The sequence below is a fragment of the Amphiplicatus metriothermophilus genome (assembly GCF_900199215.1).
Taxonomy (GTDB): Bacteria; Pseudomonadota; Alphaproteobacteria; order Caulobacterales; family Parvularculaceae; genus Amphiplicatus; species Amphiplicatus metriothermophilus.
Window position 1 is genome coordinate 108,627 of sequence record NZ_FZQA01000004.1, and the last position, 22,158, is coordinate 130,784.

Sequence of the window (22,158 nt, forward strand, 5' to 3'; positions counted from 1 at the left end):
AACGCGGGCGACCAGCTCATCAGAGGTCGGCAGGCCTTCCTTTCTTGCCGGTCTGCTCCGCATTGTAATCCGACAACCCGCCTCCCTTGCGTCGACAAATGCGGTTTTGCGCCTTCTTGGCCAGCAACATCGCCGGCGATATGTCTTAATTGATGAAGCGCTATCAAGCGATATATGAAATACGCTCCTTTTCGATTCCGAAGAACTCATTCTTCACATTCGCGGCCTTACCTGATCAGCCTCAGGAGACGACGTGTGCGTCACACTTTGAGCCGCCTACGGAATAACAAACGACCCGACGGAAAGCGCATGCCGGCGCCGGTGAGGCGCCCAGAATATTTAATCGACACATATTGCACGCCATGGTCGCTGTGGCGTATGAGCCCGCTTTCCGGCGATCTTTGCGCGGCGGCCTGCTCAAGCGCGTCGGGAACGGACTGCGTCTCTATCGAGCGTGCGTCGCGCCAGTCGACGGCGAGGCGGATAAGAAATGGGATGGAGACCCATTTCCCGCTGAACGCAGGCGAAAACGTCAGCGACAAAGGCGGCATAGACATTGCCGGCCCAAGCTGCCGAGTAAGTGAAGTCGGCGAACCACAGCCCGTTCGCATGCGACATCGAAGCCCTCCCGCTGCAATAATTGCCGCCGCGCCTTGCGCACGCTGCAGGCGCGCAAGTTCTCATCGAACAGACGGCTGACCTCCTTTTTTCCAATGCCTGATCGCGCTTGCCCCAGCGCAGTGTGCGCCCCTCGCGAAACGGGCGCATGCTTTCTTCAGGATCTCATCGGCATGGCGAAGCGCGCGGTTTTCGCGCTCCAGTTCCTTGATCCGGGCCGCCTCCGCGCGCGTCGGGCCGGGCCTATAGCCCGTCGTTCCGCCCGACCCGCCGCGTCCAGAGGCGCAGCGTCGCTGCCGCGGAACCGATCTTCGGCTCGATCGCCGAGCGGCTTGCGAGGCGGCGCGCGCGCCGTCCATGACGAAACGTTCATGGGAATAAAGACGGGCCCCATCCGTGAAACCGACGTCTCGATCACGAGAGGAGGTTCGCATGAAAACGATTCAACTGAACATCTCCGCGCTCGCCGCGGCGGCGGCGCTGGGATGGACCGGGCTCGCCGCCCAGGAAACGGACTCGCCGCAGACGGGCGCGCGCGCGTCCGGCTCGGCGACGGTTTCGGCGCAGGCCGACGGGCGCGAAGCCCGGGCGCAGGCCAGCGCCGGCGCCGGGGCCGAAACGGACGCCCTTGCGACTGCCGGCGCGCGCGTCGATGACGCGGGCGCCCGCGTCGAGACGGCCTTGGCCGCGGCCGCGAACGCCGCCGCCGGGGCGGATGCGATCGCCCACGAAAATCTCGATGCGGCGGCGACGCTCGCCGGCCAAGGCCTCGCCAGCGCGAAAACGCGCCTTGATGACGCGGCCGCGCGCGCAGAAGAGCGCAAGGCCCGGACGAAAGAAAAGGCCGACGAAGGCGCGCAAGCCGGCGCGGAGAAAGCCGCCGAGACCCGCAAGCGCGCGGCGGCGGCGGTCAGAAAAACGCGCGCGCGCGACGAGACTGACGACCTCGCGCGGCCGGGCGCGGCGCTGGATATCGGCGGCGACGTGCGCGCCATCGCAACCGGCGCGGTCTCGAGCGAGATTTCCGATACGGTCGACGCCGCCGTCTCCGGCGCGCTGGCGGGCGAGATCAGGGCGACCGTCGGCGCAGCGGTCGGCGACATCGTCGCGAGCGAGGCCGGCGACGCCGTTTCCGGCGAGATCGGCGCGGAAGCGCGCGAGGCGGTCGCCAGCGCCGTCAGCGGCGAAATCGCCGCCGAGGTCGGCCGCGAGATCGCGGGCGCGGCCGCTCAGGAGATCGGCGGCGAGATCGCCAATGAAATAGGCCAGGAAATCGCCAGCGAAATCGGCTCTGAGATCGCCGGCGAAGTGGCGGGCGAGCTGGGCGCGGAAATCGCCGGCGACATCGCCGGCGCGTTCGGGCGTTAACCATGCTTTACCGGCGGCCGGCGTATCCATCGCCGGCCGCGCTTGTTCATCAGCGGAGTGGAATCATGCGCTTGAAAGCTTTCCTGTTCGTGACGGCGACGATCGCGGCGGCAGGGCCGCACGCCGCCTTCGGACAATCGCCGGCCGGGCCGGTGAAGATCGACCTTGAAGCGAGCGCGGGCGTGCTGGTCGACAGCAACGTCAACGTCTCGGATCTGGACCAGAACACCGGCGAAGGAGACGCGGCCGCAGTCCTGGGCGCGAAGCTGAACGCGGAAGTCAAACCAGGCGAGACATTTCTTCTGCGCGCGGGGTATGAGTTCTCACAGATTCTCTATCAGGACTTCGGCGATTTCGATCTTCAGACCCACCGCCTCTCAGGCGAGGCGGAGCGCGACTTCAAGGCGTTCAAGCTCGGCGCGCTCTATAACTTCGTACACGCCCGTCTGGACGAGGATCCCTATCTCGACTACCAGCAGATTTCGCCCTACGTCTCGCGCCTGTTCGGCGCGAAGCTTTTTTTGCGCGGCGCCTATGCGTACACGGACAAGAACTTCAAGACCGACGATCGTCGCGACAGCACAGGCCATTCAGGCCAGATAGACGCCTTCGTCTTTCTTAACGGCCTGAAACGCTATCTCATCGTCGGCGGAAAGGTCGGCGGGGAAAACGCGCGCGACGACGAGTTCGATCTCGACATGGCGGGCTTCAAGGCGCGCTACGTCCAGCGCGTCAGGCTTTTCGCCAGAGAAGCCAAGCTGCGCGCCGGCGCCGACTTCGAACGCAGGGATTTCACGAACGTGACGGCGTCCATCGGCGAAAAGCGCAAGGACGAGATCTTCTCCGCCGCGGCCCGCCTGGAGCTTCCCGTCGCCGGCCCGGCGGCGATCCATCTCGGCTATGATTATCGCGATCGGGACTCGAATCTGCCGAGCGCCGACTTCACGGAGCATGTCGCGGAGATGAAGCTGGCGCTCAGCTTTTAGTCGCCTGCCGGGCGGCTTTCAGGGGAAGCAGAAGCCCCAGCCCATAAAGATCCTTGCAACCGGCCGGACAGGCCGGCGGCGAAACCGCCGCCGCGCGCAGCGCCGCGCGCGCGGCGTTCGGCGACGCGGCGGGCTCCAGCCGGTCCGCCAGAAAGACGCTCACCAGCGGCGCGGCGAAAGACGTGCCCGAATCCCTTCTCATGCCGCCTCCCGGCGCGGCGACGGCGACGTCGACGCCAAGGGCGGCGATGTCGACCTGAGGCCCGCGCAGCGCCCAACGGAACAGCGCGCCCTCGCCGTCGACGGCGGTGACGCCGACGACGCCTTCATAGGCGGCCGGATACAGCGGCCGCGCCGCAGGGCCTTCATTGCCGACGGCGGCGACGAAAACCATGCCGGCTTCCCGCGCCGATGCGATCGCGGCCTCCAGCGCCCGGTTGGGCGGGCCGGCGAGGCTGACATTGGCGACCTTGACGTTTCGCCCGCGAAGCCAGTCGACGGCCCGGACGAGCGCCGCCGTGGTCGCGCCGCGCCGCCCCTCCCGCGTCTCAAAGAAGACGGAGGCGGCGGAAATCTCAAGACGCGCGGAAGGCTCCGTGTAATGACCGATCGCTCCGGCCATAAGCGACGCCACCGCGGTGCCGTGCGCGCGCGGGCGAACGCTTCCGAGGGCGACGAAATCGCGCGCGACGATCTCGCTTCCGGCCAGCGCGGGGTGGGTCTCGTCAATCGCGGTGTCGATCAATCCGATCCTGACGGCGCGGCCGGCGCCTGCCGCATCCGCGCGCGCTTCCTCTGCCGGCGTTTCCATGCCGCGCACGATGCCGGGCCGCGGCGCGAAAGCTGGATCGTAGATATGGTTGCGGTCGAGCCTGCCGCGGCCGAGCCGGGCGAGCGCCGTTTCGATCGCGCCGGCCTTCGAATCCGCGTCCGATACGCGAAGCACGAACATCACCTCGCCCGAAGCGGCGAGCGGCTCTCGCGCAAGGATTTCCACGCCGAGCGCTTCAATGGCCTGAGCGTCCGCTTCCGCGACCACCGCGACCCATTCATGGCGGATCGCAGGCCAGCCATCGACGATTTCGATGATCGGCTCTCGCCGGCGGCCTTCCGCCTCTTCTCCGCCGAGGAGCGCGCGGGAGGGCGCGGTCGCTTCCTCCGCGATCTCTCGGGGAATGGACGCATTTTCCGCTGCGACCGCCAGCCCGGTTTCCACCGCGCGCGCAGCGTCAAGTTCAAGCCTGTCGACGACGCGGGATTCCACGGCGGTTTCGATCATTCCGGCGACGTCGCCTTCCACCGCGGCTTCGACGGCCTGTTCGACGGTCTGCTCGACGCCGGCTGCGACGCTTCGCTCGACGGCCTGCTCGACGTTTCTTGCGACATTCCGCTCGACGGAATTGACGACCGTCTCTTCGACCTGCGCCTCGATGCTCTCGGCGACGGCCTCTTCCACCCTGTCCTCGATGGCGGCGTCAATCATATCGTCAAGGTCCGGCAGCCCGCCAGGCGGCTGAGCGCGCGCCGATACAGCGAACGCCGCCGCCAGGATCAGCGCGCCGGCGACCGCCTGCAGCCGTCCCTGGCGCGCGCCGCGCCCGCCCCTCCGCATCGATCTCTTCCTGCGCCGAGTCGAATCCATGATCCTTCCGAAGGCCGGTTTCTTAAGAATTTACGGCCGAGGGGTAAAAAAAGTCCATGACGCCGGGAATATTTCCCGTCCCCAACCGTGAAGAAGGCGCATGACGAGGGACGAAGCGCGCTTGCGGCGCGAAATCGTAGAAGCCGCGCCCCGACTGAGGCGCTTCGCCTATTCGCTGGCCCGCGACCCTGCGGACGCGGACGACCTCGTGCAATCGACGATTGAAAGGGTCTTGGCCAAAGGCGCGCCGGCGGATGTCGAGATGATAAAGTGGATGTATCGCATATGCCGCAATCTCTGGATCGACACGGTGCGCGCGCGCAAGATCCGGCGAGAAGCCGAACCGTCCGTCGCAGCCATGAGCGAGTCGGCGCCGCCCGCCGAGAAGCAAATCGAAGACAGGATGATGCTGGAGCGGACCGCGCGGGCGATCGACGCCCTTCCCGAAATTCATCGCGAGGTGCTGGCGATGATCGTCATCGGCGGGGCCAGCTATCAGGAGGCGGCGCGCGCTTTCGATCTGCCGGTCGGCACGATCATGAGCCGGCTCGCGCGCGCGCGCGCGGCGCTGGCCGAAGAGGTGAAATATGGCGAGCAAGGATTGTAGATCGACGGACGACGAACTGTTGAGCGCCTATATCGACCGCGCTCTTTCGCCGGAGCTGGCGCGGACGGTCGAAAACCGCCTGGCCGAAGAGCCGGCTTTCGCCGCGCGACTCGAGGCGCTGCGCGACGCCGACGAGCGCGCGCGCGCGGAGGCGGCGCGCATCGACGCGCAGCCCATGTCCCGGCCTCTCGCCTCCTTGTTGCATAGGCTGGAGGGCGAGGCCGGCGGGAAGCTCGCCTCATCGAACGTGGTTGCGTTTCCGCTTTGGCGACGCGCCAGGCGCTTTGCGACGGAGCATCGCGCCTTCGCGGCGAGCGTCGCCGCTCTGGCGGCCGGTTTCAGCCTTGCGCATTTCCTTTCCGCGCCGGCGGCGCCGGCTATATGGTCTGAGGACGGACGAATCGTCTCCCGGAGTCAGCTCGCGCGCGCGCTTGAGACCCGCCTGAGCGGCGAACCGGCCGCGGTGAACGCGCGCGCGACGTTCGTGGCCCGGCTTTCCTTCCGCACCGAAGAAGGCGCATTGTGCCGGGTCTTCGATCTTGAAACCGCGCGCGCCCGCGCGCGGAACGTCGCCTGCAGGACGGGAGAAGACGGCTGGCGCCTCGCCGCGTCGAGTTTTTCGCCGGCTCTCGCAACCGCGCCCGAAGGAACATACGCCGCCGCGTCCGGGGCGCGCGATCCTGTCATCGAAGCCTATATCGACGCGGCCATCGCCGGAGAACCGCTGAGCCGCGCCGAGGAAAGCGAGCTGATCGCGCGGGGCTGGCGCGCGCCGGAACGACCCGGCTCCGTAAACTGAGCAAAATCCCGCAGGGGCGCGCTCCAGGCATCCTGTTCTCCCCGGCGGGAGCATGCCCGCGACATGGCCAGCGCCGAGAGGTGGTTTTTCCGCTCAGCCGCGTTATACCGCGCCCGATGGGACGGCTTTTTGAAGAACTCGATTATCGGCCGACGCCGATGGGGGCGTTGAGCCTGCGCCGGCGGCGGGACCTGTCGCGAGGGGTCGACGTTTACGAGATCAAGCTCGGCGACGAATTCCTGATGACGAGCCTGCACACGGCTTCGGAAGTCGCGCTCGCCGATTTGGCCCTGGCGGCGCTGGCCGGCCGGGACGCCCTCGCCGTCGTCGCGGGCGGCCTCGGCCTGGGGTATACGGCGCACGCCGCCCTGAAGAACGAGGCGGTGCGAAGCCTGACGGTGATCGAGGCGCTTGACGCCGTCATCGACTGGCACAGACAGGGAATCCTGCCGCTCGGCGCGGCGCTCGTCGACGATCCCCGTTGCCGCCTGCTGCATGGCGATTTCTTCACGCTCGCGGGCGAACCAGCCGGGATCTTTTCCTCGCCGGACGGGCGCGAACGCGTCGACGCCATTCTGGTCGATATCGATCACGCGCCTGACAAGCTTCTCAGCCCCTCGCATGCGGCGTTTTATTCAACGGCGGGTCTTGCCAGGCTGAGCGAGCATCTTGCGCCAGGCGGCGTCTTCGGTCTTTGGTCGAACGATCCGGCCGACGACGCTTTCATCGAGCGGCTGGCGCAGGCGTTCGTCGACCCGCGCGCGCATACGGTCCGCTTCGAGAACGCCGGCGGCGACGGCGAAGCGGCCTGCACCGTCTATCTCGCGCGCAAGAGCGGCGCATGAGATCAAGCGACGCCGCGCGCCCTCATCATGGACGCCATGAAACTGGATATTGGCGTTCGAAATCCGAAGGTTGGAAGGCGATCGGCGCCGACCGTCGACCCGACGATTTTAGCTCTCGCACGCTGGCTGGCGCGGCGAACGGCAAAGGAGTTTGATGCTGAGTCCCTGAAGGCCCATAGTAAAAGCGAGGATAATTAGCCATCAGGATTGGACTTCGCAATCGCCCGCGTTTTGCTTTATGCCCGTTATTCGTCCGAACTCGTCAGACGAGCAGAATGAGCGATCCGCCGACGATCAGCTTGCCTAGCGCCGCAGGCGCGCCTTCGAGCGCCATTGGACGATAACCGGCGAGTGGAAGGATGAAGGCGTTTCCGGCGCCATGTTCGCGCGCCCCGACCTGCGAGGCTGCTCGCCGCCCCGGGCAAGGCGGACATCGTGTTCGCCGGATCGCTTTCTCGTTTCTCGGCGACCTGGGCGATCTGGTCGATGTCATTATCGCGCGGCCGATCCAGCCAGGCCGCGGGGACGCCGAAATCGAGATCAGAGGAAGGCTCGCGGTCGTCGCAAAGCGGGCGCTGGGCGACCGGCCGCCGGCTGGGTTCGGTCTGGTTCTGTCAACGGTCTCTGAGCCGCGATCCTCTGGGGCCTCAGGACGAAGCCGGGAGGCGGCTGAAGCGTCCCGCGCCGGTGAGAACATAAGCCGTCCGAGTTCCCCGCTATTGATGGTACCGCCTCCCCGGCTCGAACGGGGGACCTCTTGATCCACAATCAAGCGCTCTAACCAGCTGAGCTAAGGCGGCGCCGCGCGCCCGGAAGGGGCCTTGGCGAGGCCCTCCGGCGAGGGGGCGGAACCTATCGCCGCCGCGCCGCGATGGCAAGCCGGGCCGGCCTGCGACGCGTCGGCCGCGCCGGGACGGCGCGTCGCCGCCTTCAGGAAACCTGCCCCTGGCGGATGAGCGCGATCTCGCGCTGGAGCTGGGCGATGCGCGTGGCGTCCGACGGATGCGTCGAGAGGATTTCCGGCGGCGCGCCAGACTTCATCGAGGCCATCTTGTTCCAGAAGACGATCGCCTGATCGACGTCGTAACCCGCCCGGTGCATGTAGCGCAGGCCGAACTTGTCGGCCTCCAGTTCGTGCCGGCGCGAATAAGGCAGAATGACCCCCAATGTCGCGCCCATGCCGAGCACGCCCATGATCTGGTTCTGATAACGGCTGCCGGAGACCGCGACCTGGGCGACGGTGAGGCCGGTCTGGGCGAGGGTCGACTGGCTGTAGCGCTCGCCCGAGTGGTTGTAGTTCACATGGGCGACCTCGTGGCCCATGACGACGGCGATCTGGTCGTCATTGTCCATGATGTCGAGAATGCCGGTGTAGAAGCCGATCTTGCCGCCGGGCAGCGCGAAGGCGTTGAGCGCCTTCGAGTCGAACACCTGCACCTCCCACTTCGACGGGTCGTTGCCGGAAGCGGCGATGACGCGCGGCGCGACGCGGGCCATGCGGCGCGTGTATTTCGGATCGTTGGTGATCTTCTCCTGCTTCTTGAGGTCGCTCCAGGCCGAGGCGGCGAGCTGGGCCATCTGGCCGGAGGAGACGAAGAGAAGCTGGCTGCGGCCGAGCTCTTCATTATACGTGCAGCCCGGCGCCAGAACGACGACGCTGCCCATGGCGAGCCCGCGCACCACCTCGCGCCGCGACATCGTGACGGTCCGGTCGATGAGCTTCAGCTTCATGGCGTCTCCCTCCGCGACGATCCCCAGTCCGGCCGGAGCTTAACCTGCGGCGCGCGGGCGAACAACGCCGCGGCGGCGCGGTCGCCGGAAACTGACCGCAGGTTGCAGAACATGCCGGCGCGGCCGCTGTCCGCAACCTGCTCCCTGCAACCTGCAACCGCGCCCTCTTACGGCTCCAGCTCGGCGTCCCAGTACAGGAAGTCCTGCCAGCTTTCGTGCAGATAGTGCGGCGGGAAGGCCCGGCCGCGCTCGTTGAGCTCGAACATGGTCGGGCGCGCCGGCGGGATTGCGGGATACATCTTCGCCTCCTGCGGCAGGCGCCCGCCCTTCTTCAGATTGCAGCCGCTGCACGCCGCGACGATGTTCTCCCACGTCGTGCGCCCGCCGCGCGAGCGCGGGATCACATGATCGAAGGTGAGCGCGTCGCGCTCGCCCGAGCCGCAATACTGACAAGTGAACCGGTCGCGCAGAAACACGTTGAAGCGGGTGAAAGCCGGCGTGCGCGCGTGATTCACATAGGTCTTGAGCGAAATCACCGAGGGCAGGCGCATCTCGAAGCTGGGGCTGCGCACCTTGGTCTCGTACTGCGCCACCACGTCGACCCGGTCGAGGAAGACGGCCTTGAGCGCGTCCTGCCAGGACCACAGGGACAGCGGGAAATAGCTGAGCGGGCGGAAATCCGCATTCAGCACCAGCGCAGGACAGCTCTCGGGGGCGACGCGGCCTGTGACGGTCATCGGCGCCGCTCCATCGCCGCAGCCGGTGCGGCCGCCAGAAGGACGATCGCTTTACTGAACGCAAAACCTCCTTCGATCAGGCGATTTATAGCTCAGGATCTGCGGGAAACCCATAGCCGATTCCCTGTGACAAAGTCGTGAACCGGCGCGGAAAAATCCGCCCGGCCGCCCCGCGCGGCCTCAGATAGGCTGCCGGCCGCGCAGATGGGCGTAATAGGTCCACAGGATGTGGGCCGCCAGGCCCCGCCAGGGCGCCCAGCCGGCGGCGCGCGCGTCGAGCGTCGCCCCGTCGATCTTGCCCTCGAGCCCCGCCGCCGCCCCATAGGCGTATTGCAGGGCGACGTCGCCCGGCGGCCAGACGTCCACCCGGCCCTCGCAGAACAGAAGATAGATCGCCGCCGTCCAGGGCCCGATCCCCTTGCGGGCCTGCAGCGCCGCCGCCGCGCCCGCGTCGTCGGCCCGGGCGAGCGCATCGGGGTCGAAGGCGCCGGCGGCGATCTCCTCGGCGAGCAGCGCCACATAGCGCGCCTTGGGGCCGGACAGGCCGAGCGCCCTGAGCCCCGCGACGCCGGCGGCGGCGACGGCCTCAGGCGTCGGCGGATCGAAGGCGGCCCGGCAGCGCCCCCAGATCGCCTGCGCGCTGGGGACGGAAACCTGCTGCTCGACGATGATCCGGAACAGGCCCTCGAATCCGCCCGGCCGGCGGCGGATATGCGGCCGGCCGATCGCTTCGAGCGCGGTCCTGAGCGCCGCGTCGCGCCGGGCGAGCGCGCGGCAGGGGCGCGCGACGTCCCCGAAAGGATCGAGCCCGGCCGCGCGCGCGGCCATCAGTAGGACGCCTCCGCGAGCAGCGCGCGCGCATCGCCCTTGAGCTCCTCGACGAAGCGGCGCGCCGTCGCCTCGCCGAGCGTGACGCCGCTTTCGGCGATCTCGCAAAAGGTGTCGAGAAAGATCGACTCGTCCGCGCCCTGCCAGTTCGCGCGCGCCCGGCGCTTCAGCCCTTCGCGCGCGATGGCGAGCGCCTCCTTCGCGACGTCCTGAACAGTCCGCGAGCCGATTTTCGCCCTGAGGCCGTAATGGGCGGCGTCGACGCGCAACCGCTCGCGCTCTTCCCTGCTCCAGCCTTTGGCGATGTCCCAGGCCGCCGCGAGCGCCGTCTCGTCGTAAAGCAGGCCGACCCAGAACGCCGGCAGCGCGCAGATGCGCGCCCACGGCCCGCCGTCCGCGCCGCGCATTTCCAGAAAGCGCTTCATGCGCACTTCCGGAAAGGCCGTGGACAGATGGTCTTCCCAGTCGCCGATGGTCGGCCGCTCGCCGGGCAGCGCCGGCAGCCGGCCTGCGAGAAAATCGCGGAAAGACTGGCCGGCGGCGTCGATATATCTCCCGTTGCGGCGGACGAAATACATCGGCACGTCGAGAATATATTCCGCATACCGCTCGAAGCCGAAACCGGGCTCGAAAACGAAATCCAGAAGGCCCGTTCGGTCGGGGTCCGTGTCGGTCCAGACTTTCGCCCGCCAGGACGCCCAGCCGACCGGTTTTCCCTCCACGAGGCTCGAATTGGCGAACAGCGCCGTCGCGATCGGCTGCAGCGCGAGGCCGACGCGGAACTTCGCCGCCATGTCGGCCTCGTCCGAGAAGTCGAGATTGACCTGCACCGTGCAGGTCCGATGCATCATGTCGAGGCCGAGCCGGCCGACCTTGGGCATGTAGCGGCGCATGATGTCGTAGCGGGGCTTGGGCATGCGCGGCATTTCCGCGAGCGTCCAGGTCGGCGCGAAGCCCATGCCGAAGAACGACACGCCCGTGGGGCCCGCCACGTCCTTCACCAGCGCAAGATGGGCGTGGACCTCTTCGCAGGTCTGATGAATGTTTTCGAGCGGCGCGCCCGACAGCTCGAACTGCCCGCCGGGCTCCAGCGAGACGGTCGCGCCGTCGCCCCTGAGCCCGATGGGCAGGCCGTTCTCGACGATCAGGCTCCAGCCGCTGCGCCGGGACATTTCCTCGAGAATGGCGCGGATGCCGGTCTCGCCTTCATAGCCGACAGGCTTCAGGCTCGTCCGGCAGTAGACGAACTTTTCGTGCTCCGTGCCGATGCGCCATTCGGACTTCGGCTTCGAACCGGCTTCCAGATAGGCCGTAAGCTGATCGATCGACTCGATCGGCGGCGCGCCGGGCTCCTGCGGGCTTGCGGTGCTCAAAACGACAATCTCCAGACAAGCGCGGCGCGCTGCGAAAGGCTTGATCCTCTATCGGCGTCGGCGCGTCGCGCCAAGAAAGTTCTGCTCGCGCGATTGTGAGTTATTCTCGCTCATCAGACCCGCCTCAAGTCCCCGAGCGCGGCCTGCCACAGGGTTAACGCGGCGATCGCCGCCGTGTCGGCGCGCAGGATGCGCGGGCCCAGCGTGACCGGCGTCACGAAATCGAGCCGGCGCAGGCGCGCGCGCTCCTCCGGCGCGAAGCCGCCCTCCGGCCCGATCAGAATCGCCCAGGGCCCCGCCGGCGCGTCCTTCAGCGCCTCGAGCGCCGGGGCGGCGCGGCCCGCGCGCCCGCCCCATTCCTCGTCCGGCGCGTCGCCCGCCTCGTCGCAATACATCAGGCGCCGGCCGGCCGGCCATTCGTCGAGCATCGCCGCAAGCGGACGCAGGGGCGCGACCGCCGGAACCGACAGCCGCCCGCACTGCTCGGCCGCCTCGCAGGCGATGGCCGCCAGGCGGTCCTCCCTGACCCGCGCGGCGTTGGTGCGCGCCGTCGTCGTCGGCAGAAAGCGCGCCGCGCCCAGCTCCGTTCCCTTCTGCACGATGAAATCGACCGCGCCGCGCTTGACCGGCGCGAAGGCGAGCCAGAGGTCCGGCTCGGGCTCGGGGGCGCGGCGGCGCGCGCCCGCCGCGACGACGCCGCCTTTGCCGCCCAGCGATTCGATCGTCGCGGCAAACTCGCCGTCGCGCGCGTTGAACACGACGAGAGGGTCGCCCTCGCCCCGCCGCATGACGGTCTTCAGGTAATGAACCTGCGCGCGCGAAATCGACGCTTTCCCGCCTTCGGCGAGCGGCGCGTCGATATGCAGACGAATCAGCGACGACATGTCGAGGCCATAGGCGGACGACTTTCCGGCGGCAAGTCCGGCGGCGGGTTTGAAGCCGCCGGCCGGACGGCTAGAAATGGGATCATGACGACTGCTCCGCAAGCCGCGCCCGCCCCCGCCGACGCCGAGGCCCGCAACTGGGTCGATCGTTTCGCGCCCGACCCGGCCAAGCCCTATCTGCGGCTGGCGCGCGCCGACCGGCCGATCGGAACCTGGCTGCTGCTGATCCCCTGCCTTTGGGGCCTCGCGCTCGCCGGCGCGCAAGGCGCGGGCCCTGGCGCGCTCATGCTGCTCTATTACGCCGCCCTGTTCGCGCTCGGCGCTTTCGTCATGCGCGGGGCGGGCTGCGCCTATAACGACATCGTCGACCGCGACATCGACGCGCGCGTCGCGCGCACGGCGCTGCGGCCGATCCCGAGCGGGCAGATTTCCGTGCGGCGCGCCTGGGCGTTTCTCGTCGGGCTGTGCCTGATCGGCCTGCTCGCGCTCGTGCAGTTCAACCGCTTCACGATCTATCTGGGCCTCGGCTCGCTCGCTTTCGTCGCGATTTATCCGTTCACGAAGCGCGTGACCTACTGGCCGCAGCTCTGGCTCGGCTTCACCTTCAACTGGGGGGCGCTGATGGGATACGCCGCCGCGGCCGGCGGGCTTGGCGCGCCGGCGTTCTGCCTGTACGCGGCGGGGATCTTCTGGACCCTCGGCTACGACACGATCTACGCCCATCAGGACAAGGAGGACGACGCGCTGATCGGCGTGAAATCGGCCGCGCTGAGGCTCGGCCCCGCGACGCGCCCGGCGCTCGTCCTGTTCTACAGCGCGACGCTCGCCCTCTTCGCGCTCGCCGGCGCGCTGTCGGGTTTCTCGCTTCTCTATTACGCGGCGCTCGCGCCGGCCGCGGCGCATTTCGCCTGGCAGATTCACCGCCTCGACATCGACGACCGCGCGCGCTGCCTGGCCTTGTTCCGGAGCAACCGGAACGCCGGGCTGTTGCTGCTCGCGCCCATTTTATTGGAGGCGATCGCGCCGATGGCGTAAGCGGACGCATGAGAACGCCGCCGCGCAGGAGCGCCGAACGATGAACCGACGCCTGTTTCTGGGCGCCGCCGCCTTCGCCCTCTTCGCGGGCGGCGCGCGCGGGCGAGAAAGGACCGACGCCATGACCGATCCCGATCCGGCGCTTATTCCCGACTACGACAAGTGGCGCCTTTCCGAGCGCGAATGGAAGGAGCGCCTGTCGCCCGAAGCCTATGCGGTGCTGCGCCGCGAAGGCACCGAGCGGCCATGGACGAGCCCGCTCAACGAGGAGAAGCGCAAAGGCGTCTACGCCTGCGCCGGCTGCGGGTACGATCTGTTCTCATCCGAGCACAAATTCGATTCCGGCACCGGCTGGCCTTCCTTCTTCGACGTGTTGCCGAACGCGATCGGCACGAAGAGCGATTTCCGTCTTATCGTGCCGCGTACGGAATATCATTGCGCGCGCTGCGGCGGCCATCAGGGCCACGTGTTCAACGACGGCCCGGCGCCGACCGGCCTTCGTTACTGCAACAACGGCGTCGCGCTCGCGTTCAGGCCCGCCGAAAGCTGATTCGCCGGTCGTTTCGCGCCTCTTGCGGTTGCCAGCGGCGCATCACGGCCTATTCTGCCTCCGAACCATTCGCAAAGGAGGCGGACCGACATGCAAGACGAAGAAGCCCAGACCGTCATTCCCGCCGTCGACGCCGAAGCGGCCGCGACGTTCGTGCGCGAATCGGTCGCGCAGGCGACGCCCTTTCTGTTCGACGCGGCCGGCGCGCTCATCGTGCTCGTTCTCGGCCTGTGGGCGGCCGGCAGGATCAGAAAAGTCGTCGGCGGCGGGCTGAGGAAATCGCCGCGCATCGACGAGACGCTGGCGAGCTTCCTGTCGAGTCTGGTCTATTACGGCCTCATCGCGCTCGTCGTCATCACCACCCTCGGCGTCTTCGGCGTGCCGACGACCAGCTTCGCGGCGGTGATCGGCGCGGCGGGCCTCGCCATCGGCCTGGCGCTTCAGGGCACGCTCGGCCATGTCGCCTCGGGCGTAATGCTGCTCGGCTTCCGGCCCTTCAATGTCGGCGACTTCATCGAGGTCGCCGGCCACGGGGGAACGGTCAAGGCGATCTCGCTGATGGCGACCGAGCTCGCCACCCTCGACAACCGCAAGGTGGTGATTCCCAACGGCGCGGTATGGGCGAACGCCATCGTGAATTACTCCGCACACCCCACGCGCCGGCTCGATCTCGTCTTCGGCGTGTCCTATGGCGACGATCTCGACAAGGCGATCGCGGCGGTGCGCGCCGAGGTCGACGCCGATGGACGCATCCTGCGCGAGCCCGAACCGATCGTCGTCGTCGATAATCTCGGCGACAGCTCGGTCGATATTCTTTGCCGCGTGTGGACCCAGTCGGCCGATCTCTTCCCCGTGAAATGGGCGCTGACCAAGGCGGTCAAGGAGCGCTTCGACGCCGACGGGATCACCATCCCCTTCCCCGTGCGACAGATCGTGCAGCAGGCGGCCTGAGCCGCCGGCGCAGGGGCTGGCCCGCGCGCGGCCCCTCGGCTATTTTCGCGGCGGACCGGACAGGAGCGGCGCATGGCCGAGAACGACCTCAAGACCCGGCTCGTCGGACGCAGCGCGGGCAAGACGATCATCCAGCTCGTCGTCGCGAGCATTCTCGTCGGCGCGCTTCTGTCGGTGATCGGGCTCGGCCCCCGCGAGTTCTGGGGCGGGATCTTCCACCTCGCGCGCGATCTCGTCTCGGCGCTCGGCGATTCCATCGGGGAGATCGCCGGCCGGCTCGCGACCTGGCTCGTCATCGGCGCGGCGGTGGTCGCGCCGGTCTGGATCGTCCTGCGCCTTCTCGGCGGCGGGCGCCGGCCCGCCCCGCGCGAATGAGCGCGCCGCCCGCCGTCCGCCGCGCCGAAAGCCCGGCGGATTTCCGTATGCTGACGGAAATGCTCCGCGAATACGCCGAGGAGCTGGGCGTCGATCTGTGCTTTCAGAACTTCGCCGCCGAACTCGCCGATCCGGCGGGCGTTTATGAGGCCGCGCTTCTGGCCGGCGCGGACGACGCGCCCGCAGGCTGCGTCGCCCTGAAACGCCTCGACGCGCGCCGCTGCGAGATGAAGCGGCTCTATGTGCGCCCCGCCTTTCGCGGAACCGGCCTCGGCCGGCGCCTCGCCGAGGCGATCATCGCCGAGGCGCGCGCGAAAGGCTTCGCCGAGATGGTCCTCGATACGCTCGAACGGCTGAAACCCGCCGTCGCCATGTACGAATCGATGGGCTTCGCCCGCGCGCAAGCCTATTACGACAATCCCGAGCCGGACGTCGTCTATATGCGCCTGGCGCTTTGATGCGGCCTCATTTCCCAGCCCGGGGGCGCAACAGGGTCTCCATGCGGCGGATATAGGCGATCCAGGCCTCGCGGCCCTTCTCCGTCAGATGGCACAGGGTCTGCGGGCGGCGCCCGCGAAAGCGCTTTTCGACGCGCACATAGCCGGCCTCTTCGAGCTTTCTGATGTGTACGGAGAGATTGCCGTCGCTCGCGCCGCCGATCTTCGCCTTGATCTCGCTGAACTCGGCCGCGCCCGCGCCCGACAGATACGCCATCAGCGCCAGCCGCACGCGACCGTGCACGACGTCGTCGATTTCGCGATAGTCGAACGGACCCGGCGCCGACATGGGGCTAGACGATCTCCTTCGGCTCACGCCGCATCAGCGCGATTCCCGGAAGGACCGCGCAGACGAACGCGCCCGCGCCCGCCGCCAGCATCTGATGGATGCTGCCGAGCAGAAAAAGGCAGAGCGCGGAGAATCCCCACGCCGCGAAGGCGGCGTAACGAAACCAGACCGTGCGCGCCGCCGCGGCGGTCGCGAAGAACGCCACGCCGTATAGTCCGAAAGCGACCGGAAACATCAGCGAAAAGAGGAAATACCGCGGCACGCCCGCTTCGACGTAATCGTCGTGAACGACGCTCAGGACAATGAAGAACAGGGTGATGAATATGCCGACCGCGAGCCACGCCGCGTTCGCCGTGCGGTTGCCGACCGTCGCCGCGCCCGGCTTGCGCCCGGCCCGCCCGCCCAGCACGAAGGACAGCGCCCAGCCGGCGACGCCCGCGCCGACCCAGATCCGCCAGGCGCCGAGCGCGTCGAAAGGCGGAACCCCCGTCGCCGCCAGCCAGCTCGCAAAGGCGGCGAGCGCAGTGAGCGCGCCCCACAGCACGTAAAGCGCCCCGCCGACGAGCGGGGCGGCGCGCCCCTCTTCGGCCAGCGCGCGCACATAGGAAAGCTCGGCGGCGATGTCCTGATCGAGCGAGCCGCGGGCGGCCTCTTCGGGGCGCGGTTCGGTCATGGGGCCGGCTCCTGCAAATGACTTTGAAACATAAAGCTAGCATCCCGCCCCGCCCGTGGCCACTGCGCATGCGCCGCGCTTCAGCGCAGAACAGCAACCGTCGTCCCGGGCGCGCCGCAGCGCGCAGGCGATGCGGCGCCGACCCGGGATCGCCATCGGCAAGCGCCCGCGCCCTGCCGCGCCCGACCCCGGATCAGCGGCGCGCCGCTTCGCGCTGCGCTGCATCCGGGACGAAGGCGGAGCGGGCCGAGAACGGTCCCGGGTCTGCATTGCATCATCAAGGATGCCGCAATGCGCCCGGGACGACGATGGAGCGGGCCGAGAACGGTCCCGGGTCTGCGGCGCGTCATTTCATGCCGCGCCGCGCCCGGGACGACGGGAACCTGCTTTCAGCCAATCGCCCGCCGCCTTTCCGATTCCTGAATTCTTCCACCTTTACGCGGAACTCGCGCCCAGAAAAAACAACGAGTTAGCTAAAAAGCGGGGATAGTTATCCCCGCCCTTCGGACCGGCTCGATAATGGGCGCATGAACGGACCCGCGTCGTTTCCCATCCCCGCTTCGCCCGGCCGCGACGGCCGCGCCGGCGCGCCGCCGCGGCGGGCGGTTTCGCGCGAAACGCCGGAAGGCGAATCGTTCGAAACCGGGCCGGAGCCCGCATGGCGCATGAACGAGCCGGACTCGCCGCTGTTGCGTTTCGCGCGAAACGCCTCAGTCCTTCTTCTCCGCGATGGGCGGGACGACGCGGATGTGCAGCTCCTTGAGCTGCTCGGGGCTCGCCTCGCCCGGCGCGCCGAGCAGAAGGTCCTGCGCCTGCTGGTTCATGGGGAACATCGTCACTTCGCGGATGTTCTGGCGGTCGGCCAGCAGCATCACGATGCGGTCGATGCCCAGCGCGCAGCCGCCATGGGGCGGCGCGCCGTAGCGGAAGGCGTTCAGCATGCCGCCGAATTTCTCTTCGACGACCTCCCGGCCGTAGCCTGCGATCTCAAAGGCCTTGATCATGACGTCCGGGCGATGGTTGCGGATCGCGCCGGAGCCGAGCTCGTAGCCGTTGCACACGAGGTCGTACTGGAAGGCCTTGACGGCGAGGATCTCTTCGTCCGTCTTCGCCGCTTCGAGCGCCTCGAGCCCGCCCTGCGGCATCGAGAAGGGATTGTGCCCGAACTCGATGACTTTCTTCTCCTCGTTCCACTCATACATCGGGAAATCGACGATCCAGCAGAACTCGAAGCGGTCCCGGTCGAGCAGGCCGAGCTCTTCGGCGACGACGTTGCGCGCCTTGCCGGCGATCGCGACGAAGTCCTTCGGGTTCCCCGCGAGGAAGAACGCCGCATCGCCCGCCTTGAGGCCGAGCTGCGCGCGGACCGCCTCGGACCGCTCGGGCCCGATGTTCTTCGCGAGCGGGCCTTTCGCCTCGCCTTCCTCGAAGATCATGTAGCCCATGCCGGGCAGGCCCTCGCGCTGCGCCCAGGCGTTCATCCGGTCGCAGAAGGCGCGGCTTCCCCCCTTCGGCGCCGGGATCGCGCGCACCTCGTTCTTCGGGCTCGCCTCGAGGATCGAGGCGAAGACCTTGAAGCCCGAGCCGCGGAAATGGTCCGACACGACCTGCATCTCGAGCGGGTTGCGCAGATCCGGCTTGTCGGTTCCGTATTTCAGCATCGCCTCGTCATAGGCGATCATCGGGAACGGATAGTCCGTAACCGGACGGCCGCCCGAGAACTGGGCGAAGACGTCGCGCGCGACCGGCCCGACGGCGTCGAACACGTCCTGGCGCTCGACGAAGCTCATTTCGAGGTCGAGCTGGTAGAACTCGCCCGCCGCCCGGTCGGCGCGCGCGTCCTCGTCGCGGAAGCAGGGCGCGATCTGATAGTAGCGGTCGAAGCCCGCCACCATGATGAGCTGCTTGAAAATCTGGGGCGCCTGGGGCAGCGCGTAGAACCGGCCCGGATGAAGCCGCGAGGGCACGAGAAAGTCGCGCGCGCCTTCCGGCGAGGAGGCGGTCAGGATCGGCGTCTGGAAGTCGGTGAAGCCCTTGGCCTCCATTCCCTGCCGGATCGCCCGGATGATCGCCGAGCGCAGCATGATGTTCCGGTGCAGCGTCTCGCGCCGCAGGTCGAGATAGCGGTGCCGGAAGCGGATCTCCTCCGGATAGTCCGGCTCGCCGAACACCGGCAGCGGCAGCTCGTCGGCGGCCGAGAGCACCTCGAAGGAGTCGAGGCGCACCTCGATCTCGCCGGTGGCGAGATTGGGGTTCACGGTGTCGGGCGTGCGGGCGACGACCCGGCCCTCGATGCGGATGACGCTTTCCTGCCGGACCCGCTCGACCGCGCCGAAAAAGGGCGCTTCGGGCTCCACGACGAGCTGCGTCAGCCCGTAATGGTCTCGCAGATCGATGAACAGAAGCCCGCCATGGTCGCGCTTGCGGTGGACCCAGCCCGACAGCCGGACGGTCTCGCCCACATGGTTCTTGCGAAGCGCTCCGCAGGTATGCGTGCGATAGGCGTGCATTCCGGTCCCCTGTTCGACGGTCGCGCCGGAGTGGCGATTCGCGCCCGCGATGTCAAGACTCGCCCCGGCGCGCCGCTCCGCAGGCCGGCCGGAAGGCGCGACGTCGGCCCGGCGCGGGCGGGGGTGACGGGCCGGGCCGGCGCTGATAGAAGCCCGCCCCCATATGCAGCTCATCACCGATACGAAAACGCTCGCCGAGACCATGCGCGCGGTCGCGCGCCGGCCCTATGCGGCGATCGACACCGAATTCATGCGCGAGAAGACCTACTGGCCGATCCTGTGCCTCGTTCAGGTCGCGGCGGAGGGGGTCGAGGCGGTCATCGACCCGCTGGCGTCAGGCATCGAGCTCGACCCGCTGCTCGAGACGCTGCAGGACGAGCGCGTCGTGAAGGTCTTTCACGCCGCCCGGCAGGACGTCGAGATCTTCCATCATCTGACGGACGCCGCGCCGACGCCGCTGTTCGATACGCAGATCGCGGCGATGGCCTGCGGCTTCGGCGACCAGATCGGCTACGAGCCGCTGATGCGCGCGCTGCTGGGCGCGCGCATCGACAAGGGCTCGCGCTTCACCGACTGGTCGCGCCGGCCCTTGTCGCAGGCCCAGCTCGCCTATGCGCTCTCGGACGTGACTTATCTGCGCGACGCCTATCCCATTCTCGAGAAGAAGCTGGCGGCGGACGACCGGGCCCATTGGGTGGCCGAGGAGATGGCCGCCCTCGCCGACCCGGCGCTCTATCGCATCGCGCCGGAGGAGGCGTGGAAGCGGCTGAAGCTCAAGGGCGTGCGCCCGGCCGATCTCGGCCCCGTCATCAAGCTCGCCGAATGGCGCGAGCGCGAGGCGCAGACCCGCGACGCGCCGCGCGGGCGAATCCTGAAGGACGAAGCGATCTTCGAGCTCGCCCGCCTCAAACCGAAGACGCCGGCCGAACTCGCCCGCGCGCGCTCGATCCCGACCGGCTTCGAGCGCTCGCGCGCCGGCCAGGCCATCCTCGACGCGATCGCCGCCGGCGCGGCGATGGACAAAAAGGCGCTGCCCAAGATCGACCGCGCCGAACGGCGCGCCCCGCCGCCGGACGTCCTCGATCTTCTCAAGGTGCTGCTCAAGCGCCAGTGCGAGCGGTTTCACGTCGCGCCGAAGCTTGTCGCCTCGGCCGCCGATCTCGAAGCGATCGCGCTCGGCGAGGACGCGCCGGCGCTGCACGGCTGGCGGCGCGAGGTGTTCGGCGCGCTCGCCCTGCGGCTCAGGCGCGGCGAGATCGCGCTGAAGCTCGGGCGCGCGGGCGTCGACGTCGTCCCGGCAGGCGATCAGTAATACTCTTCGATCGGCTCGGCGCCGCAGGCGGCCGCGAGCGCGGCGAGGCGGCGCCTGGGCAGCTCGAACATCAGCTCACGGACGGTCGCCGGCGCGCGGAAGACGAGCGCGTCCTTTTCCAGCCGAACGCCGCAGCCGGCGAGCGCGTCCGGCGCCTTGGGCGCGAAGGAGCCGGCGAGCCGCAGGGCGAGCCCGAGCCGCAGGGCGCGCGTCTGTTCGTCCTCGGACAGAAGATCGAGCGCCTGCTCGTCCGGCCGCGTCGGCATGCGGCCGCCATGACGGCAATAGAGCGCCAGCGCCATCGCGGCGCGCTCCTGATGGGTCACGCCGTAGAAGGGCGCCCGCGCGGCGATGTCGAAAGCCTGCGCGGCGCGCAGGTCGGGGTGGAAATAGGCGCCGATATCGCACAGAAGGCAGGTCGCCATGCGCAGGCGACGCTGCTGCGGTCTCTCCTCGGCGAACAGCCCGTCCGTGAACTGAAAGACGGCCTCGCCCATGGCCGGCTCCGGCGCGAGGCGCCCGGCGAAGAACCGGCAGCCGGCGAGCAGCGGATCCTCTCTGCGCTCCTCCGCGCCCAGCCGGTCGTAGAGCACGCCCTCGCGCACGCCGCCGGCGGAGACCATCACCCGGCGCGCGCCGGATCGCTTCAGCACCGCCTTCAGCACCAGCGCCGCATAGGGCAGCGTGTCGATCCGCCGGCGCGGGATGCCGGGAATCTCCTCGAGCGAGCGCCGGCTCTGCTTCGAGAGGAGATCGCAGATTTCGACCGCCTCATCATCCGACAGCTCGTAGTGGTGCAGCACCGAGAGCGGATAGCCGCGCAAGCGCATATGGATGCGCGCGACCGCCCGCCACGCCCCGCCGACGGAGAAAAGCGTGCCGAAGCGGCCGCCGTCGCCCAAGCCGTCGGCCTTCAGCCAGCCGACGCCGTCGAGGGCTTGCGCGATGATCGCCTCGGCGTCGGCGACCTTGCCGCCGGTCTGCTGCATCAGCCGCAGGGGCCCGATCGACAGGCTCGCGCTGTCGCGGATCTCGCCCTGATCGACGCCGATCAGCTCCAGACTGCCCCCGCCCATGTCGCCGACGAGACCGGTCGCGCCCGGCTCGTAGGACACGACGCCGAGGGCGGCGAGGCGCGCCTCCTCCGCCCCGTCGATGACGCGCACGTCGAAACCCAGCGCGCGCGCGGCCTTGACGAAGGCCTTGCCGTCCTTCGCCTCGCGCACCGCGGCGGTGGCGATGGTCGTCGTCGGCGGCTCGCCATGAGCGGCCAGAAGCCGGCGGAAGCGGCGCAGGGTCGCCAGCGCATAGTCGACCGCGGTCGGGTTGAGCGCGCCCTCCGGCGTCATGTCGCGCCCGAGCCCGCACAGCGCCTTTTCGTTGCAGATCGGCGCGGGCGCCCGGCGCGGCCCGTCGAAAATGACGAGACGGATCGAGTTCGAGCCGATGTCGACGACGGCCTCGCGCGCCGCGGCGCCGGCCGGCCGGACGTTCTGCGCGAAGCCTTCAAACATGCGTTTGCGCGCCCTTCCCCATCGGCGGGCGGGA

The 22,158-nt window shown here is 68.6% G+C and carries 21 protein-coding genes and 1 tRNA gene; 11 read left to right on the forward strand and 11 right to left on the reverse strand.

Going from position 1 to position 22,158, the window contains the following annotated elements; translation table 11 throughout:
- The first annotated feature begins 1,050 nt into the window (after positions 1-1,050).
- Positions 1,051-1,986, forward strand: a complete 936-nt coding sequence (locus CHB64_RS10125; RefSeq protein WP_089412511.1) for a hypothetical protein — start codon at positions 1,051-1,053, stop codon at positions 1,984-1,986.
- 65 nt (positions 1,987-2,051) lie between these two features.
- Entirely contained in the window at positions 2,052-2,972 is a 921-nt protein-coding gene (locus CHB64_RS10130) for a porin family protein (RefSeq protein ID WP_159462477.1), read from the forward strand.
- Here the strand turns inward: CHB64_RS10130 and CHB64_RS10135 are convergent.
- Positions 2,962-4,584, reverse strand: coding sequence for a S8 family serine peptidase (locus CHB64_RS10135; RefSeq protein WP_159462478.1), 1,623 nt, complete (start codon positions 4,582-4,584; stop codon positions 2,962-2,964). The two genes, CHB64_RS10130 and CHB64_RS10135, sit on opposite strands and share 11 nt — an antisense overlap.
- A gap of 130 nt (positions 4,585-4,714) precedes the next feature.
- Here CHB64_RS10135 and CHB64_RS10140 point away from each other — a divergent pair, with 130 nt between their 5' ends.
- From CHB64_RS10140 to CHB64_RS10150, 3 genes are all read left to right on the forward strand, one after another.
- Positions 4,715-5,221 carry an RNA polymerase sigma factor gene (locus tag CHB64_RS10140; RefSeq protein WP_089412514.1) on the forward strand — a complete coding sequence of 169 codons (507 nt, stop codon included), beginning with the start codon at positions 4,715-4,717 and terminating at the stop codon, positions 5,219-5,221.
- On the forward strand, positions 5,202-6,020 hold the full coding sequence (locus CHB64_RS10145; protein WP_143265996.1) for an anti-sigma factor: 819 nt from the start codon (positions 5,202-5,204) through the stop codon (positions 6,018-6,020). The genes CHB64_RS10140 and CHB64_RS10145 overlap by 20 nt, the downstream gene beginning before the upstream one ends.
- A gap of 116 nt (positions 6,021-6,136) precedes the next feature.
- Entirely contained in the window at positions 6,137-6,865 is a 729-nt protein-coding gene (locus CHB64_RS10150; RefSeq protein WP_089412516.1) for a polyamine aminopropyltransferase, read from the forward strand.
- 723 nt (positions 6,866-7,588) lie between these two features.
- Here the strand turns inward: CHB64_RS10150 and CHB64_RS10155 are convergent.
- From CHB64_RS10155 to CHB64_RS10180, 6 genes are all read right to left on the reverse strand, one after another.
- Positions 7,589-7,665 (reverse strand) — tRNA-His (locus CHB64_RS10155).
- 130 nt (positions 7,666-7,795) lie between these two features.
- Positions 7,796-8,596, reverse strand: coding sequence for a M48 family metallopeptidase (locus CHB64_RS10160; RefSeq protein WP_089412517.1), 801 nt, complete (start codon positions 8,594-8,596; stop codon positions 7,796-7,798).
- Between the two features lie 167 nt (positions 8,597-8,763).
- Complete coding sequence (locus CHB64_RS10165; protein ID WP_089412518.1) at positions 8,764-9,333, reverse strand: HNH endonuclease; 570 nt, start codon at positions 9,331-9,333, stop codon at positions 8,764-8,766.
- 180 nt (positions 9,334-9,513) lie between these two features.
- On the reverse strand, positions 9,514-10,161 hold the full coding sequence (locus CHB64_RS10170) for a DNA-3-methyladenine glycosylase family protein (RefSeq protein WP_089412519.1): 648 nt from the start codon (positions 10,159-10,161) through the stop codon (positions 9,514-9,516).
- Positions 10,161-11,534, reverse strand: a complete 1,374-nt coding sequence (locus CHB64_RS10175; RefSeq protein ID WP_089412520.1) for a glutamate--cysteine ligase — start codon at positions 11,532-11,534, stop codon at positions 10,161-10,163. Before CHB64_RS10175 ends, CHB64_RS10170 begins: the two co-directional genes overlap by 1 nt.
- A gap of 113 nt (positions 11,535-11,647) precedes the next feature.
- Positions 11,648-12,418 (reverse strand): 16S rRNA (uracil(1498)-N(3))-methyltransferase, encoded by a 771-nt coding sequence (locus CHB64_RS10180; RefSeq protein WP_089412521.1) that lies wholly within the window; start codon positions 12,416-12,418, stop codon positions 11,648-11,650.
- A gap of 84 nt (positions 12,419-12,502) precedes the next feature.
- On the opposite strand from CHB64_RS10180, the gene ubiA reads away from it, so the two are divergent.
- From ubiA to CHB64_RS10205, 5 genes are all read left to right on the forward strand, one after another.
- Positions 12,503-13,453 (forward strand): 4-hydroxybenzoate octaprenyltransferase, encoded by a 951-nt coding sequence (gene ubiA / locus CHB64_RS10185; protein ID WP_089412522.1) that lies wholly within the window; start codon positions 12,503-12,505, stop codon positions 13,451-13,453.
- 121 nt (positions 13,454-13,574) lie between these two features.
- Positions 13,575-14,003, forward strand: a complete 429-nt coding sequence (msrB, locus tag CHB64_RS10190; RefSeq protein WP_375790383.1) for a peptide-methionine (R)-S-oxide reductase MsrB — start codon at positions 13,575-13,577, stop codon at positions 14,001-14,003.
- A gap of 90 nt (positions 14,004-14,093) precedes the next feature.
- Positions 14,094-14,954: a mechanosensitive ion channel family protein gene (locus CHB64_RS10195; protein WP_089412524.1), complete on the forward strand. Its 861-nt coding sequence runs from the start codon at positions 14,094-14,096 to the stop codon at positions 14,952-14,954.
- Between the two features lie 72 nt (positions 14,955-15,026).
- Positions 15,027-15,329, forward strand: a complete 303-nt coding sequence (locus CHB64_RS10200) for a DUF6460 domain-containing protein (RefSeq protein ID WP_089412525.1) — start codon at positions 15,027-15,029, stop codon at positions 15,327-15,329.
- 47 nt (positions 15,330-15,376) lie between these two features.
- A complete protein-coding gene (locus CHB64_RS10205) occupies positions 15,377-15,787 on the forward strand; it encodes a GNAT family N-acetyltransferase (RefSeq protein WP_200815319.1) in 411 nt (136 codons plus the stop codon).
- Between the two features lie 7 nt (positions 15,788-15,794).
- On the opposite strand, the gene CHB64_RS10210 is transcribed toward CHB64_RS10205, so the two are convergent.
- The 3 genes from CHB64_RS10210 to aspS all read right to left on the reverse strand — a co-directional run bounded on the left by CHB64_RS10210 (position 15,795) and on the right by aspS (position 19,298).
- Entirely contained in the window at positions 15,795-16,115 is a 321-nt protein-coding gene (locus CHB64_RS10210) for a winged helix-turn-helix domain-containing protein (RefSeq protein ID WP_089412527.1), read from the reverse strand.
- Between the two features lie 4 nt (positions 16,116-16,119).
- A complete protein-coding gene (locus CHB64_RS10215; RefSeq protein ID WP_089412528.1) occupies positions 16,120-16,788 on the reverse strand; it encodes a hypothetical protein in 669 nt (222 codons plus the stop codon).
- Between the two features lie 710 nt (positions 16,789-17,498).
- Positions 17,499-19,298 carry an aspartate--tRNA ligase gene (gene aspS / locus CHB64_RS10220; protein WP_089412529.1) on the reverse strand — a complete coding sequence of 600 codons (1,800 nt, stop codon included), beginning with the start codon at positions 19,296-19,298 and terminating at the stop codon, positions 17,499-17,501.
- A 163-nt stretch (positions 19,299-19,461) separates the two neighbouring features.
- On the opposite strand from aspS, the gene rnd reads away from it, so the two are divergent.
- The gene (gene rnd, locus CHB64_RS10225) at positions 19,462-20,610 is read left to right on the forward strand and encodes a ribonuclease D (protein WP_089412530.1); all 1,149 of its coding nucleotides are present in this window, start codon (positions 19,462-19,464) and stop codon (positions 20,608-20,610) included.
- On the opposite strand, the gene CHB64_RS10230 is transcribed toward rnd, so the two are convergent.
- Positions 20,604-22,124: a Ppx/GppA family phosphatase gene (locus tag CHB64_RS10230; protein ID WP_089412531.1), complete on the reverse strand. Its 1,521-nt coding sequence runs from the start codon at positions 22,122-22,124 to the stop codon at positions 20,604-20,606. The genes rnd and CHB64_RS10230 overlap by 7 nt on opposite strands.
- Positions 22,125-22,158: the final 34 nt, after the last annotated feature.

Bases quoted from the DNA above. Each gene is read 5' to 3' on its own strand.
- CHB64_RS10195 (WP_089412524.1), top strand. From the start codon at position 14,094: ATGCAAGACGAAGAAGCCCAGACCGTCATTCCCGCCGTCGACGCCGAA.
- CHB64_RS10200 (WP_089412525.1), top strand. From the start codon at position 15,027: ATGGCCGAGAACGACCTCAAGACCCGGCTCGTCGGACGCAGCGCGGGC.
- CHB64_RS10180 (WP_089412521.1), bottom strand. From the start codon at position 12,418: ATGTCGTCGCTGATTCGTCTGCATATCGACGCGCCGCTCGCCGAAGGC.
- CHB64_RS10145 (WP_143265996.1), top strand. From the start codon at position 5,202: ATGGCGAGCAAGGATTGTAGATCGACGGACGACGAACTGTTGAGCGCC.
- CHB64_RS10210 (WP_089412527.1), bottom strand. From the start codon at position 16,115: ATGTCGGCGCCGGGTCCGTTCGACTATCGCGAAATCGACGACGTCGTG.
- CHB64_RS10205 (WP_200815319.1), top strand. From the start codon at position 15,377: ATGCTGACGGAAATGCTCCGCGAATACGCCGAGGAGCTGGGCGTCGAT.
- ubiA (WP_089412522.1), top strand. From the start codon at position 12,503: ATGACGACTGCTCCGCAAGCCGCGCCCGCCCCCGCCGACGCCGAGGCC.
- CHB64_RS10215 (WP_089412528.1), bottom strand. From the start codon at position 16,788: ATGACCGAACCGCGCCCCGAAGAGGCCGCCCGCGGCTCGCTCGATCAG.
- CHB64_RS10165 (WP_089412518.1), bottom strand. From the start codon at position 9,333: ATGACCGTCACAGGCCGCGTCGCCCCCGAGAGCTGTCCTGCGCTGGTG.
- msrB (WP_375790383.1), top strand. From the start codon at position 13,575: ATGACCGATCCCGATCCGGCGCTTATTCCCGACTACGACAAGTGGCGC.
- CHB64_RS10135 (WP_159462478.1), bottom strand. From the start codon at position 4,584: ATGCGGAGGGGCGGGCGCGGCGCGCGCCAGGGACGGCTGCAGGCGGTC.
- CHB64_RS10160 (WP_089412517.1), bottom strand. From the start codon at position 8,596: ATGAAGCTGAAGCTCATCGACCGGACCGTCACGATGTCGCGGCGCGAG.
- CHB64_RS10140 (WP_089412514.1), top strand. From the start codon at position 4,715: ATGACGAGGGACGAAGCGCGCTTGCGGCGCGAAATCGTAGAAGCCGCG.
- CHB64_RS10150 (WP_089412516.1), top strand. From the start codon at position 6,137: ATGGGACGGCTTTTTGAAGAACTCGATTATCGGCCGACGCCGATGGGG.
- CHB64_RS10125 (WP_089412511.1), top strand. From the start codon at position 1,051: ATGAAAACGATTCAACTGAACATCTCCGCGCTCGCCGCGGCGGCGGCG.
- aspS (WP_089412529.1), bottom strand. From the start codon at position 19,298: ATGCACGCCTATCGCACGCATACCTGCGGAGCGCTTCGCAAGAACCAT.
- CHB64_RS10170 (WP_089412519.1), bottom strand. From the start codon at position 10,161: ATGGCCGCGCGCGCGGCCGGGCTCGATCCTTTCGGGGACGTCGCGCGC.
- CHB64_RS10130 (WP_159462477.1), top strand. From the start codon at position 2,052: ATGCGCTTGAAAGCTTTCCTGTTCGTGACGGCGACGATCGCGGCGGCA.
- rnd (WP_089412530.1), top strand. From the start codon at position 19,462: ATGCAGCTCATCACCGATACGAAAACGCTCGCCGAGACCATGCGCGCG.
- CHB64_RS10230 (WP_089412531.1), bottom strand. From the start codon at position 22,124: ATGTTTGAAGGCTTCGCGCAGAACGTCCGGCCGGCCGGCGCCGCGGCG.